10 protein-coding genes are annotated in these 14,108 nt (G+C 56.0%); 3 read left to right on the top strand and 7 right to left on the bottom strand.

What is annotated here, in order from left to right; genetic code table 11:
- The first annotated feature begins 10 nt into the window (after nucleotides 1-10).
- Nucleotides 11-736, top strand: coding sequence for a Uma2 family endonuclease (locus NW805_RS04235; protein WP_414421746.1), 726 nt, complete (start codon nucleotides 11-13; stop codon nucleotides 734-736).
- Between the two features lie 33 nt (nucleotides 737-769).
- On the opposite strand, the gene NW805_RS04230 is transcribed toward NW805_RS04235, so the two are convergent.
- The 4 genes from NW805_RS04230 to crtH all read right to left on the bottom strand — a co-directional run bounded on the left by NW805_RS04230 (nucleotide 770) and on the right by crtH (nucleotide 8,453).
- Nucleotides 770-3,478, bottom strand: a complete 2,709-nt coding sequence (locus tag NW805_RS04230) for a TylF/MycF/NovP-related O-methyltransferase (RefSeq protein WP_414421745.1) — start codon at nucleotides 3,476-3,478, stop codon at nucleotides 770-772.
- Nucleotides 3,479-3,482: 4 nt separating this feature from the next.
- Nucleotides 3,483-5,675 carry a glycosyltransferase gene (locus tag NW805_RS04225; RefSeq protein WP_414421744.1) on the bottom strand — a complete coding sequence of 731 codons (2,193 nt, stop codon included), beginning with the start codon at nucleotides 5,673-5,675 and terminating at the stop codon, nucleotides 3,483-3,485.
- 73 nt (nucleotides 5,676-5,748) lie between these two features.
- Nucleotides 5,749-6,606: a hypothetical protein gene (locus NW805_RS04220; RefSeq protein ID WP_414421743.1), complete on the bottom strand. Its 858-nt coding sequence runs from the start codon at nucleotides 6,604-6,606 to the stop codon at nucleotides 5,749-5,751.
- Between the two features lie 290 nt (nucleotides 6,607-6,896).
- Entirely contained in the window at nucleotides 6,897-8,453 is a 1,557-nt protein-coding gene (crtH, locus tag NW805_RS04215) for a carotenoid isomerase (protein WP_414421742.1), read from the bottom strand.
- A gap of 203 nt (nucleotides 8,454-8,656) precedes the next feature.
- Here crtH and NW805_RS04210 point away from each other — a divergent pair, with 203 nt between their 5' ends.
- A complete protein-coding gene (locus NW805_RS04210) occupies nucleotides 8,657-9,676 on the top strand; it encodes a Rieske 2Fe-2S domain-containing protein (protein WP_414421741.1) in 1,020 nt (339 codons plus the stop codon).
- On the opposite strand, the gene NW805_RS04205 is transcribed toward NW805_RS04210, so the two are convergent.
- Together NW805_RS04205 and NW805_RS04200 are read right to left on the bottom strand one after the other, a co-directional pair.
- The gene (locus NW805_RS04205; protein ID WP_414421740.1) at nucleotides 9,659-10,609 is read right to left on the bottom strand and encodes an ABC transporter permease; all 951 of its coding nucleotides are present in this window, start codon (nucleotides 10,607-10,609) and stop codon (nucleotides 9,659-9,661) included. The genes NW805_RS04210 and NW805_RS04205 overlap by 18 nt on opposite strands.
- The gene (locus NW805_RS04200; RefSeq protein WP_414421739.1) at nucleotides 10,603-11,733 is read right to left on the bottom strand and encodes an ABC transporter ATP-binding protein; all 1,131 of its coding nucleotides are present in this window, start codon (nucleotides 11,731-11,733) and stop codon (nucleotides 10,603-10,605) included. Before NW805_RS04200 ends, NW805_RS04205 begins: the two co-directional genes overlap by 7 nt.
- A 275-nt stretch (nucleotides 11,734-12,008) precedes the next feature.
- On the opposite strand from NW805_RS04200, the gene NW805_RS04195 reads away from it, so the two are divergent.
- Nucleotides 12,009-12,974 (top strand): acetamidase/formamidase family protein, encoded by a 966-nt coding sequence (locus NW805_RS04195; RefSeq protein ID WP_414357635.1) that lies wholly within the window; start codon nucleotides 12,009-12,011, stop codon nucleotides 12,972-12,974.
- 44 nt (nucleotides 12,975-13,018) lie between these two features.
- Here NW805_RS04195 and NW805_RS04190 read toward each other — a convergent pair whose 3' ends face one another.
- Nucleotides 13,019-13,882, bottom strand: coding sequence for a PD-(D/E)XK nuclease family protein (locus tag NW805_RS04190; protein ID WP_414351746.1), 864 nt, complete (start codon nucleotides 13,880-13,882; stop codon nucleotides 13,019-13,021).
- Nucleotides 13,883-14,108 lie beyond the last annotated feature (226 nt).

Below are 14,108 nucleotides of genomic sequence, written 5' to 3'. Positions count from 1 at the left end.
AGAACTGGCAATGACTAACCCGAACCCAATTACTGAGGTGCTGGATCCGGTTTATCTACCCGAGTTGCCCCCCACCCAAGACGAGCTCCCCTACGACGACAGCGAACCTATGGAAAGCTGGCGGCACAGGTGCCAGATGGACTTGCTCATCTCCACTACCCAAACCTGGTTGCAGCAGCGCCCTGATGGCTTTGTCGGTGGCAATATGTTTCTCTACTACAGCTTGGAGCAGACCAGCGGCCGCAATTTCAAAGGGCCGGATTATTTTGTGGTGTTGGGCGTGCCTAAAGGCGAGCGCAAAAGCTGGGTGATTTGGGAGCAGGGCAAAGGGCCGGACGTGGTGATTGAGCTTCTTTCTCCCAGCACTGCCCAGGAGGATAAAACAAGCAAAAAGCAACTTTATGAGCAGATTATCCGGGTGCCGGAGTACTTTTGGTTTGACCCGTTTGATCCAGAAGACTGGGCAGGGTTTCGGCTGAGGGGCGACCGCTATGAGCCAATTCAAGAGGATGCCGAGGGTTGCTTGCCGAGCGAGGTTTTGGGATTGTGCCTAGTGAAGTGGGAGGGCAGGTTTCGGGACATCGAGGCCACCTGGATTCGCTGGGCCACTGCTGCTGGGGAACTGGTACCCACCGAGGCCGAACTGGAGCGGCAAAGGGCTGAGCAGGCCGAACAACGGGCAGAGCGCCTGGCCCAGAAGCTACAAGAGCTAGGGGTAGATCCAGACGCCCTGTAGACAGCCAAGTAACTCAAGACAACAGATGGATCCCTAGGAGGCCAACAGCAACACAGGTAGCTTTTGAATAGCAGGCCGTAATCCCTTGGGAAAGCGCTCCCGCTTCAAGGGATAGCGATAGTTGAGTTGGGGAATAAGTCTCTCCCATTGATAGGGGTTCAAGCCAGCTACCACTGAACAGAACGGCTCTCTACTGAGCTCTAACCCCTCTTCCATGAGCCTGAGAGCTATGTTGCCTGCAGCTATCTCCAGAGTTTGATTGGCCAGTTGCGGATCCGGATCCCCTAGGAAGATCAGAGCATAGTCTTCTGGCTGAGGACTGCGCAGAATTGGCTCCAGCAAGCCCTCCAGTTCTTGGATAAGCTGCTCTGTCTCCATTTCCCAGTAGGGGAAAAGGCCCACGTTGATCTTGCTCAGGCGGATCCCTTGTGGTTTGGAGGTTTCTGTTAGGCTATCTCTAACTCTAATCACTACCAGGTTTTCTGAAGGACTCAGCCAAACCCCTGAGTAATCGACGCTATGCAACCTGAAAAAGGCTCCGATTTCCTGCTCGAAGTCATGAACAGCTTTCCGACATCCCTGCCAGTGTCCGTAATCATCGATTTGGATGAATCCTTGAGAATGAACCTGATCATAGAAATGATGAAAAATATCCATCGTTGACTGATACCAGTCAGCATCTGCATGCAGCAGAGCAACCTCGCTCACTTGATCTCGATAGATAGGCAAGGTGTCGGCAAACAGCCCCGGCACAGGAACAATTAGATCCCAGACCCCTAGTTCCCTGGCAATCACCTCTAAGTTCTCCGAAATGGGTGCCGCTAAAGCACCGGATCCAAAACCCGTATCGTTGGCAGCAACTCCTCGATAATCTCGATCCACCTCTGTTGGATCAGGCATACCTGAGAAGGTATCGAAAGCATATAGCCTGCGAGGTCGACGGCTGTAGTTCTTAATCACCCAGGCCAGCAAAGCTGAGCTTCCACCCCTGCAAACACCACATTCTACAAAGTTCCCAGGAATGTCTTCTTCACAAACCTGCTTAGCCAGTGAATAAAGGCTCCAAAGACGCTCAAAGCCCAGCAAGGTAAAAGATTTAACTTTCTCTAGCACCCTAGACAACTCAAGGTTACAGACCGGATAGTCCTTGAGGTGCTCTGGCAATGTCCAATTCACAGCAGGGTCTGGAATATGCTCAACGGGCTTGACCTTGCCTCGCCAAGCCACTCCCATGATTTGCATGGTCTGGTAAATCATCGTGTTCCAGCCCCTGTCTCTCAAGTAATTCAAACCTTCAGCCACATCCGGCGAGGCTAGATCATGAAACAGAATCAAGGCATCCTCAGCAGCATAGCGCTCTGCCACTTGAGCATCCTGCAAGGGGGCTGGTGAGTCATGATTCCCATCGATGAAAATCAGAGACCAGCGACAATCCTCTTGCTGGGCAATCTCCTCCACCTTCCCTGGGCTATAGCCAGGGTAGAGATTGACATTAGAGCGAACTCCAGCCGAGCGAAGAGATTGATCCGCACTTCCATAAATCTGGGGATCGGCCAGAGCAGGATCTACCACATCGAGAATAACTCCTCCTGCCGCCAGGTGCGCAGTTGACCAACCTAGCCAACAGCCGATCTCTAGGGCGTTTTTTCCTTGTAGCTTAAGGGCAGTATTGTACAGAATATGAGCCTCGTCTCGACTAACAAAGCCGATAGTAGGTTGACGCAAATCCGCAGTCCAAAGGTGAGGAACTTCTTTCCGTAGATAAGGCCAGGGATGAGGCCCTGGATCGATAGCAGTCATTAGAGGGAAGTTGTAGTCGAGATATATTTTCTTTTGATTAGCTGATACATAGTCATACCTTCTGATTGGAGAAGAATGGCTTCTAGGATACCAAAGACTGGCTTCAACTTTGAAGCCATCGGTAGTATGAGCTACATGAGTTTTTCTATCCTTAGCTTTATAGGTAGTAATGTGTAGAATCCCTAAAGGGATGTAAGGCTTCCAAGGCTCAACCCAGAGCTTTCTTTTTGGATCCCATAGAGGTAGTTTACTATGAACTGTCCAGTTACAAAACAATGGTAAAATTTGAACGTTATCTATCCCTAAGTCATTATAAATAGCCAGGTTTAGAGAACACTGATCTGAGAAGGATAGATCGAGGCTCATAGAGATAGCTTGGCTCAGTCTGTTTTTCCATGCTACCCAGTGAATACCGGAATTACTTCCAGAGAATACACCATCATTTAGAATTGGTCTTATGTATAGGTGGTTATATACATCTCCAAAGTACTTGATGTATCCCGAGAGGTGAAAAGCTTGATGCGAAAATGGATAGGGATCGAAGAGAGTATTTAGCAACTCAGGAACAACTGCAAGGTTTTTGTATCTTGCTCCCAGGGTAAGAAGCTCAATTGCAGACCAGTCTTGCACCCAAGCATCTGCATCAATCCAAATATAAACTTCATAGCCTGGAAAGTATTCAGGAAGGAAAGGCCTACAAACTAGTGCCTTGAGATACTTGGGTTGTCTATCAATGTCGGGAATATCATAGTTCCAATCTGGCTCAACAATGTGGTCAACGTACTGACCTATCCATTGCAACTGCTCCGGTGTACAGCCTACATCCAAGAATCCAATATCTACAGAGTGCCCCTGAGGTTTCTCTCGGATGGAGAGAATGGTCCCCTGAACCAATTCAAAAAACTTGCTGTCAGCAGCCGTAACGATAATGGTTGAGTTCATAACCTTAAGTCTCTCCTCCAAGGCTTGAATTGTTGTCGACAAAGCAAGCCCTGCTTAGATAGCAAAGGACTCCTCTTTGGCCTGCTACAACTTCTCCCTGCCAGAGGAGATGGGTAGGGTCCAACATCTGATCAATCTGTTTGCGGTCTTGCTCAGAAGTAAACTCCACGTAAATCACCTTGATGTCTTTGAGCTGCTCTTGCAAGCTGGTCAACACCTCCACCTCCTCTCCACCTGTAGCCACCCTGAGCACATCGATGAACTCCAGACCCAGCTCCTTGAGAGCTGCCCTAGCTTCCCGGAAAGGGAGCGGCTGCTCCACTCCCCACTTCGCTTGAGGATCCTCCGGCCAGAGCCGACAAGTTCTGCAGCTATTCTGCCCCGCCAGCCCCACCGGATGCACAAAGCAGTTGCCCAGGCCAAGAGCATTCTGCTGCAGCAGGTGTAGAGCTAACGAATGCACAAAGCAGTTGCGCAAGCTGAGAATATTCTGCCGCAGCAGGTGTAGAGCTAACGAATGCACAAAGCAGTTGCCCAGGCCAAGAGCATTCTGCTGCAGCAGGTGCAAGGCCAAGGGATCCACCTCAAAACAATGAATGGCCGCCTCAGGGCAGAAACCCCGAAAACAAACGCTACCAAGGCCTACCCCAGCTCCGATGTCGATAACCGTCTGCACCTGACTAGACAGAAACACAGGAAAGTTAAGATACGTCCTCTCGTAAAAAACGGTGTCTGGGTAGAGCTTTACCGAAAACCTGAGTTTGCCAAAGTCAAAGCCAGTCAACACTGCTTCCATTAACTTACTGGCATTGGCCAAAAGAAGTTGGTGGTCCTCTGCCAAGACAAAAGCAAAGTTAGCCCTCACAGGCCGCCCCAGCCGCTGCAAGTCCTCAGCTGTGCACACCACAGCATCAAAACTAGGCCGACTGGCTGGCTCCCCTCTCACCTCATGAACTCGCTCGGGCACTCCCTTCTGCTGCAGCAGGGCACAGGGATCCCCAAACCCCTCTTCCACATACAGCTCCAGCCGCGGCAGGTCCAGCAAGTCTGCTGCTATCACTTCCGGACAACCTTGGCTAACCAGCACCTGCAGCCGCTCTTGCACTCGATGCAGCTCTTGGATGGGCTCGTAAATCCCCAGCCGTGTGTCTATCCAAGCCGAGCTGGCGGTGCTGACAAAGTAGCGAACATCGGAGCAAGGGGAGTAGCGAAAAGGCTCCGGCAGTTCTCCTCCAAACACCCACTCCAGGAGATTTTGGATGCGGTGGCGGGGATGCCACTTTTCATCAAAGGTGTGGTAAGCGCGGCGGGCAATTTGAATGGCCTCCTGGGGATGGTCTAGGTAGTAGCGGATTTTCTCCAGGAGTTCGGCTTCGGAGTTGTAGGTGTCGCAGTAGGTGCCGGGCGCCAAAAGTTCGTCCAATCCTGAGGCGAAGGAGAGCTGGTCGGTGAGCAGAAAGCCCCCCGCGGAAATCACTTCCAAGTTCCTTAAGTTCAGATCCCCGTTCAGGCTGCAGTTAAACGAAATCAGCGATTCGGCAAATAGGCGGGCTGCCTCTTGACGGTTGGCAGTTTTGGCAAGAATGGGCAAGTGTGCCCTCTTTATGGCTTCGACCAGACGGGAACGTCTGGGATGATCGGATCCCTGATGGCCAATAAAGACAACTTGGCTTTCTCTTGCTTCTACCCACTTGTGGACAACCGTATGCATGGAGATGAGAGGTAGCCAGGCCAGGTTTTCCGCGCCCGCCGCGGCAAACCAGTGCAGGTGCTGGCGGTTGTGAGCAGTAACAACATAATCAAAGGCTTCAACGGCCCAGTAGGCCAAAAGATGTTCGATGGGGAAGTGCCAATGATGCGTATCTCCGGCTAGTAAGACGGTTGGACAGCCAAATTTTTTCGTGTTGAAGGGGTTGCTGTATTCGCAGCTGCAAGCTCGTACAATCACCAAGTCAAACTCTTTATCCACAATCTGCTCAGACTGCTGGACAAAGTCATAGAGGTCATAATCTCCTTCCGGACACTCCACCAAGCCTTCACGACGGTTGACATAGCCTAGTCCATAGCCCCCCACTTTTTCTTTGGGACAGACAGTTACTTGCCGATCTGAAAGCTGCGGCGGTGGGATGTAGTCTGGCGGAATTGGCCAGCTCAGGAGAACTCGCGGTTGCAGAGTTTCTTTGTTGGAATTTTCCATGGCTCGTCCTTCTAATCAGTGCTGCTGACAAAGTGTAGCTTCTGCCCAGGCTACAAAGAGGGCTAGTTTTGCACTATCCTGCCCTACGTGCATCCATAATGACAAAGTCAGGAGCCAAGTGCTGGTTATACCTATGATCAATCTGTTTGCGGTCTTGTTCTGAGCAAAACTCCACATAGATGACCTTGATATCTTCGAGCTGCTCTTGCAAGCTGGTCAACACCTCCACCTCCTCTCCACCTGTAGCCACCCTGAGCACATCGATGAACTCCAGACCCAGCTCCTTGAGAGCTGCCCTAGCTTCCCGGAAAGGGAGCGGCTGCTCCACTCCCCACTTCGCTTGAGGATCCTCCGGCCAGAGGCGACAGGTTCTGCAACTATCCTGCCCCGCCAGCCCCACCGGATGCACAAAGCAGTTGCCCAGGCCAAGAGCATTCTGCTGCAGCAGGTGCAAGGCCAAGGGATCCACCTCAAAACAATGAATGGCCGCCTCAGGGCAGAAACCCCGAAAACAAACGCTACCAAGGCCTACCCCAGCTCCGATGTCGATAACCGTCTGCACCTGACTAGACAGAAACACAGGAAAGTTAAGATACGTCCTCTCGTAAAAAACGGTGTCTGGGTAGAGCTTTACCGAAAACCTGAGTTTGCCAAAGTCAAAGCCAGTCAACACTGCTTCCATTAACTTACTGGCATTGGCCAAAAGAAGTTGGTGGTCCTCTGCCAAGACAAAAGCAAAGTTAGCCCTCACAGGCCGCCCCAGCCGCTGCAAGTCCTCAGCTGTGCACACCACAGCATCAAAACTAGGCCAACTGGCTGGCTCCCCTCTCACCTCGTGAATTCGCTCGGGCACTCCCTTCTGCTGCAGCAGGGCACAGGGATCCCCAAACCCCTCTTCCACGTACAGCTCCAGCCGCGGCAAGTCCAGCAAGTCTGCTGCTATCACTTCCGGACAGCCGCAACTATAGCCAATAAGGATTTGAGGGGTGGCTGGAGAGATACTGAATACCGAGTTTGAAGAGGACATCTGTGTTGATTCTGGACAATGTCCTGATTCAAAGGCCTACAGCCTGCTTTCGGGAACGGACGCTATCTTACTGGCTAGCGTCTCATTGTTGTTTGAATTGACCATCAACTGCCTCCCAAACCCTCTGCGCCGCTCAACCCTCATCCCCTGCCCCTCTCCCAGAGGGAGAAGGGAGTAGCAAGGATAAGGGCAACCTAAACCAAATCCGCTGCCACCCGGTGGGCGCAGGCAAAGCCGGAGAAGGCAACGGCATTGAGCCCTTGGCCGGGGAAGGTGCTATCCCCCACGCAGTACAAGTTGGGGATGGCGGTGCGATTGAAGGGCATGCCCAGCAAGCCCCAGGGATCCCGGCTGGGGATGGGCCCATAGGTGCCGTTGCTGCGGCTCAAAAAGCGGCGGTGGGTGCGGGGGGTGCCTATCTCCTTCAGTTCAATGTGGGATCCCAGTTGGGGCCAAAGGGCCTCCAGGCGGCGGATGAGGCGGTCGGCGGCTTGCTGTTTTTGGATCTGGTACTGGCTTGGGCTTAACCCTTGCCAGGTGGACATCCAACTGGGGGTAAAGGCATGAACAATGTGGCGGCCCGGGGGAGCCAGGTCGGGATCCAACAGGGTGGGGACGGAGACGAAAAGGGTGCCCTGCTCAGCCTCCATCTGATCCCAGTCTTCCAGGAGAATGTGGTGACAATGGCATTCGCCGGCCAGGGCCTCGGCCCGCACCCCCAGGTGCAAGCTTAAAAAGCTAGGGGATTGCTGGTAGCGTTTTTGCCACTGCCGCTCCGCCCTGGGCAGGGATCCCGGCCATAGGCGCTCAAAGGTGTCCCAGCGGGTGGCATTGGAGATGATTGTGCGGGCAAAGAGCTTTTCCCCGCTGGCCAGTTCTACGCCCACCGCCCGACCTCTTTCTTCCAGGATCCGCCGCACAGGTGCTTTGTAGCGGATCTGCCCGCCATGGGCCTCTAGCCCCTGGGCCAACTTTTGGGCGATCTGCCCCACCCCCCCTTTGGGATAGTTAATACCGCCGTAGTGTCGGTCACAAAACACCATCCCGGCATTGATGATGGGCGTGCGATCCGCCGGCACCACCGACCAGCAGTAGCACTCCATGTCCACAAAGCGCAGCAAATCCGGATCCCGCAGACAGCGCCGCGCTACCTGGCCCACATTCACCGGCAAATAGCGCGCCAAGGTCAGGCAGCCGAGGGGATTGCTCACAAAAGAACGAAATAGATAGCCCCACTCCTCCAACGAGAGCAGCTCCATGGCGTTGAGGCTGTTGAAGATGGGCCACAGGCTATCGTAGAACCGGCGAATGCCGGCGGCTTCCCGGGGAAAGTAGCCGGATAGCTCCTGCAAAAACTGCTCGTAATCCCGGTGTACTCGGGGATTCAGCCCCTTGGGCAGGTGGTAGGCAATCTGCACCGGATCGGGGATGGACTCCAGGGATTGGCCCACGGCTGCCAAGGCGCGGGTCAGCAAGTTGGTGGTACCCTGGGTGCCCAACCCAAAGATCATGGAAGCGCCCACGTCGAAGCGGTAGCTCCCCTTGCCTAAGGGATCCGGACGCTCAAAATAGCCGGCACTGCCCCCTGGAATGAGGTATTTTTCCAGCACCAGCACACGGTATCCTTTGGCAGCCAACTGGCTGGCCGCGACCAATCCCCCGATCCCAGCACCGATGACGATGGCATCCCAAGCAGGGGAAGGGGTGTACAGAGCCTGCAAGAGGGTCTGAGAAGGCAAAGTTGAGGTCAAGGGATCCCTCTGGAAACTCAAACGCAAGATCAGTATCTTTACCGTACCAGAGGTTCTAGGGTTTCCCCATGAGTTGAGCTCCCCTGGGAATGAGTTTGCCCAGATCTGCAAGATCCCCAAATAGAGATTGTGGCGCGGGCTACGGAACCGAATTCACGAATTTGCTATACAGAATCCGGCCACACGACACAGATGGTTTTGCCATGTTGGTGACCCAGCATCCTGTCTTTCGGCGCTTTTGGTACCCGGTGATGCCCCTCAGCCGATTGGAGCAGGGATCCCCGCAACCTTTCGAGCTGCTGGGGGAAAAGATCGTCCTTTGGCTGGACAAAGCCGGACAGCCCCAGGCAGCCGCAGATCGCTGCTGTCATCGGTCGGCGCAATTGTCCAAGGGAATCGTCTGTGATGACCATATCCGCTGCCCCTACCATGGGTGGGAGTTCGATGGCACGGGAGCCTGTGTCAAGGTGCCGCAACTGCCGGATCAGGCCCGCATCCCGGAGAGCTACCGCATTCCCGCCTATCTCTGCCAGGCCCGCTATGGCTATGCTTGGGTGTGCTTGCATCCCCAGCCTCTACGGGGGATCCCGGTCATCCCAGAAGCCGAGGATCCCAGTTACCGGCTCATCCACGAGTTCTACGAACGCTGGGAATGTGCCAGCTTGCGCATCTGCGAGAACGAGTTCGATGCCGCCCACATCAGCTTTGTACACCAGAACACCTTTGGCAGTATGGAAGACTTGGTACCCAGCCACTTCGAGGTCGAGGAGCTGGACTACGGGATCCGCACCCGCACAGTGCTCGGTGTAGCCAACCCAGAGCTGCAACAAAAAAACCTGGGCATTGCTGCCGCCAAAACCGAGCGCACCACCACTTCCACCTGGCATTTGCCCTTCACCAACCACCTTCACATCCGCTACCCCAATGGCCGCAGCCATGTCATCGTCAACATCCCCACCCCCATCAACGACCGAGCCTCCCAAGTGGTGCAGTTTTGTTTGCGCAACGACACCGAAGCCGATACCCCAGCCGCCGAGGTTATCCGCTTTGACCGGGCTGTAACTTTGGAAGACAAAGCCATTTTGGAGACCACGGATCCCGACGTGCCCCTCACCCTCAGCGCCGAGCAGCACATGCTCACCGATAAGCCCGGGATCCTGATGCGCAAGCAACTAGCGGCTTTGCTCAAGGCCCACAGCAGCTCCTCAAACCAGATTTTCTAGGCTGCGGGTGCCAACATACCGGCTGTAGGCGTAGATCAACCCCAGGGTGAGGCCGGTGACCAAAAAGCTGAGGGCCGCCCCGAAAGGATAGTCCAGGCTGGAGCCAAACTGCAACTGAATCACATTCCCGATCAACAGCGTTTTGCTGCCCCCCAACAGATCCGGCACTACGAACATGCCGAAAGCCGGGATCCCCACCAGAATGAGGCCCGCCGCCAACCCCGGCAAGGTCTGGGGCAGAAGCACCCACCAAAAGACCTGCCAACCCTTGGCATACAGATCCCGTGCCGCTTCCGCCAGCCGCCAATCGATGCGCTCCACCGCCGTGTACAGGGGCAAGACCATGTAGGGCAAAAACGTGTAGACCATGCCCAGATAAACCGCCAGCCAACTGGGATACAGAGCCGTTTGCGGTGGGATCCAGCCCAGCCAGGCCGCCAAGCGAGCCGGCCACCCTTCCGGGGCCAGCACCACCATCCAGGCATAGGTGCGGATCACCAGGTTCGTCCAAAAGGGCACCACCACCAAGGTGAGCAACAGATCCCGTTGTCGGGGTGGGTGGGCGGCAATGAAGAAAGCCAATGGGTAGGCCAGCAGCACGCAAAAAAAGGTGGTCACCCCCGCCACCAGCAGGCTGCGGCCCAAGATCTGCCAGTAGATGGGCGTCCATCCCAAGGGGCCAAAGCCGAGAATGCGCAGATAGTTCTCCAGGGTCAGGGGCAGTTGAATCTGGCCAAACTCCCCGCGGCTGAGAAAGCTGCACACCAACAGCAACAGCCCCGGCAGCACCAGAAAAAACATCACCCACAGCACCCCTGGCCCAGCAAAAATTAGGCTGCGCCCCAACTCCTGCCAAGGGGTGAGCAGCTCCCCAAATCGCACCTGGGCTTGGCCAGGGATCCACTTGCCCACAGGAGATGGCAGCTTCAACATCCAGTCTCCTCCTGACAGGGATCCGGTCGCAAGCGAATCAGGCTTTTCGGGGGTAGGTGGGCCACCAGCGCTGCGCCGATCTCAAACCCTGCATCCTCAATATCGGTGTTGAGGGCCGTGGCCTTGAGCTGCTGACCTTGGTTTGTCCGCAACAGGTATTGGTTCTCAGCCCCAGTGTAGATGAGGTTTTCCACCCGCACCGGCACCTGGTTGGGCAGCAGATCCCAGCCGCTGCGAGAAAGCTGGATCTTTTCCGGGCGAATAGCCAATTGCACCGGTTCCGAGCTGGCCGGGATCCCCAAGACCTTCAGCTTTCCCAAGGGCGTATCCACACAGTCCGTCCCACAGGCGATCCCCTCGATCAGGTTGCTGGCCCCTAAAAAGTCGGCTACGAAGGCCGTCGCCGGGCGCTCGTACACCTCATCGATAAGGCCCACTTGCTCAATGCGCCCCGCCCGCATCACCGCCACCCGGTCGCTGGTCACCAAAGCCTCTTCTTGGTCGTGGGTAACGAAAATAAAGGTCATGCCCAGGCGGCGCTGCAACTCGCACAACTGCACCTGAAGCTGCTTGCGCAACTTGGCATCCAACGCCGACAGCGGCTCATCCAACAAGAGCACTTCCGGCTCGTTCACCAAAGCCCGAGCCAAGGCCACCCGCTGCTGCTGTCCCCCCGACAGCTCATGGGGCTTCCGCTTGGCCAGAGCTGCAATCTCCACCAATTCCATAGCAGCCGCTACCCGCTTGCGCAGAGCTTCTCCCCGCACACCCCGCATGCGCAGGCCGAAGGCGATGTTGTCCTCCACCGTCATAAAAGGGAAAAGGGCATAGCTCTGAAACACCGTGTTGACGTTGCGCTTGTGGGCGGGCAGGTGGCCTACCGGGCGACCTCGAATCACCACTTCCCCAGCATCGGCCATCTCTAGGCCGGCCAGGATGCGCAGCAGGGTGGTCTTGCCGCAGCCGGAAGGGCCCAGCAGGCCGAAAAACTCCCCCCGCCGGATGTTCAGCTCAATGCCATTGAGAGCCACAAAATCGCCAAAACGCTTGTGGAGGCCGGTTACTTCCACATCCCAGTCGGGATCCCGGAGGGTAGAAATACTGGAGATGACACCCGCGATCACAGTTGACAGCGCTGACAAACCTATCGAACTCAGTATGCAGGTCTCCGGGAAGATTGCAGTTGTCCTCCACACCCGGTGCACAAGTTCCAGGCCAAGCCCTGCAACCGGGGATCCCTGCCCACAGCCCTTCAGGATAGCAAATGTGGGGAACATTGTCGCCACGCCACCCCTGGGCAAACAGTAGCCAGAGATACCGGCTTGAGGAACAGTCTAATTCAGGATTGGAGGGGATTTTTCTTTAGATTGAATGGGTCTTTTGCAAGGGATCCCTGGCCGTGCCCGTTCACACCCTCAAAGCCACTCCCCATACCGTCCACTTGGGCGGCTTTTCTTCCCAACTGCCCCCGGCCTTGTATGTGCAATCGGGCGATGTGGTGCAGGTGGAAACCTACTCGGGGTTCGCCCACTACGGCAAAGCGCCGGACCGTTTCTTCACGCCCGAATTCCTCGAAATTTGCCAAACCTTGCCTGCCGAGCGCCGAGTGGGGCCGGGCCCCCATCTGTTGACCGGGCCGATCTACGTTGAGGGAGCTGAACCTGGAGATGTGCTGGAAGTGCGCTTGCAAGCGATCACCCCCCGCTTGCCCATCGGTTTCAATGCCATCCGTCCCGGATGGGGGGCTTTGCCCGGAGAATTTGATCAGCCGCGACTGCGCTTCATCGACCTAGATATAGACCAGGGGGTAGCGGAATTTCCTCCCGGCAGCGGCATCCGCGTCCCCATTCGCCCCTTCTTTGGCATCTTGGGGGTGGCGACCGAGGAAACCAGCCGCAGCTCTATCCCCCCCGGCAACTATGGTGGCAACATCGACAACCGCCAATTGCAGGCGGGATCCCGAGTTTTTTTGCCGGTCTTTGTGCCCGGTGCCCTTTTTTCGGTGGGGGATGGCCACTCCGCTCAAGGGGACGGAGAAGTTGATGTAACGGCCATTGAAACTTCCATGAATGGCACTTTGCAGTTGATCCTGCGCAAAGATCTGCCGCTCGAGGCACCGCTGGCGGAAACCCCGACCGATTTCATTACCATGGGCTTTGCCGAGGATCTGGATGCGGCCTTTGAGATTGCCCTAAGGCGGATGATCGATTTTCTGCATCGGTTTGTCGGCATTGGGCGAGAGGAAGCCTATGTGCTTTGCAGCATTGCTGTCCACTTCCACATCACGCAGGTGGTGAACAGCCCCATGAAAGGTGTGCATGGGTTGCTGCCAAAACAGATCCTGCCCCGCCCTACCCTGATCTAATCGGATCTAATCGCGTCAGCGGGGCGGAGTCCTTACTGCTCCCATTACTGCTCCCAATAAGTATCGGCGATGGGATCCGCAGGTGTCGCGGGCTCCTGCATTGGCCAGACCCAATCCGTGAGGTCTTGAGAGGGGATCCCTTCCGGTAGCAGCCCATGGCAGCGGGAGCGAAACAGACAACTGTTGCAGCGCTCAGTGTGGGGGGTCATGGGAAAGTCTTGCGCCTCCAGTTGCCGCAGGTGGTTCAGAGTGGCTCTTAGGTGGGCCAGGTCTTGCTCATAGGCGGCGGCGCTGTAATACCGGTGGAAGGGCTGCTGCGGATGTTGCACATACCAAAAGGTCAGTTGCACCTGCTCCGGCTCAAAAGGGCCTTCCAGGGGCAGCTGCTGGGCCACCTCGCAGAGCAGCAGAGGGTAAAGGCGCACCTGCCAGTCTTGGGCCAACTGTTCATCGCGAGGACGTTGACGCTCAGTTTTCCAGTCCAGGATGTGCAGGGATCCGGGGATAATCACCAGCCGATCCAAACGGGCTATCAACTTAAAGCCCTCAATCCGTTGCCACAGGGGCAACTCCGCCAACACCCGTCCCTGGGGATGGGCATGGGGACTGGCCAAAAACACCTGCCACCCCTGCTGCACCACTTCATCCAGGGCAGACAAACGCGGCTCCACCTGCCGCCCGCGGCTGTGCCACTCCACCAAACGGTGAAACTGCCGTCCGCGCCTCTGCTCCAGCTCGTGCTCAAAAACACTGGCAGCGGGCCAGATCAACCGCTCCAGGTACACATAGCGAAACAGGCGGGGGCAATGGTCCAGCAGGGCCAGCGAAGAGGCGGAGAGGTTGACCTGCTCAAGACTTAACCTCTCCAGAGAAGGGGCAGCAGGGATCCCAGACAAAGTGCTCCGCACCGCTGTCGCGAAGGGGAAGAGCTGGCAAGAGGGGGCTAAGTTCCACTGCTCTCAGGATACCCCCACCGCCACCAGGGGTCGCCCAGCGGAGGAGCTCATTTCCAACCTGCTCCAAATTTCCATCCTGCTGCTCCGCAACGCTTGCGCAGAAGGGCGTGGGCGGGATCTGGACTGCAACCGCCCGCTGGAGCTGGGATCCCTGTCGGGATGGCTAGACCCGGAACCG

It is taken from the genome of Synechococcus sp. W60.1 (assembly GCF_047461575.1).
Lineage (GTDB): Bacteria > Cyanobacteriota > Cyanobacteriia > Thermostichales > Thermostichaceae > Thermostichus.
The sequence above is the reverse complement of the archived record's forward strand: the minus strand, read 5'-3'. Positions and strand labels throughout refer to the sequence as shown.

Excerpts from the sequence above, each read along its gene's own strand:
- NW805_RS04235 (WP_414421746.1), top strand. The coding sequence starts at position 11 with ATGACTAACCCGAACCCAATTACTGAGGTGCTGGATCCGGTTTATCTA.
- NW805_RS04230 (WP_414421745.1), bottom strand. The coding sequence starts at position 3,478 with ATGAACTCAACCATTATCGTTACGGCTGCTGACAGCAAGTTTTTTGAA.
- NW805_RS04225 (WP_414421744.1), bottom strand. The coding sequence starts at position 5,675 with ATGGAAAATTCCAACAAAGAAACTCTGCAACCGCGAGTTCTCCTGAGC.
- NW805_RS04210 (WP_414421741.1), top strand. The coding sequence starts at position 8,657 with ATGTTGGTGACCCAGCATCCTGTCTTTCGGCGCTTTTGGTACCCGGTG.
- NW805_RS04205 (WP_414421740.1), bottom strand. The coding sequence starts at position 10,609 with ATGTTGAAGCTGCCATCTCCTGTGGGCAAGTGGATCCCTGGCCAAGCC.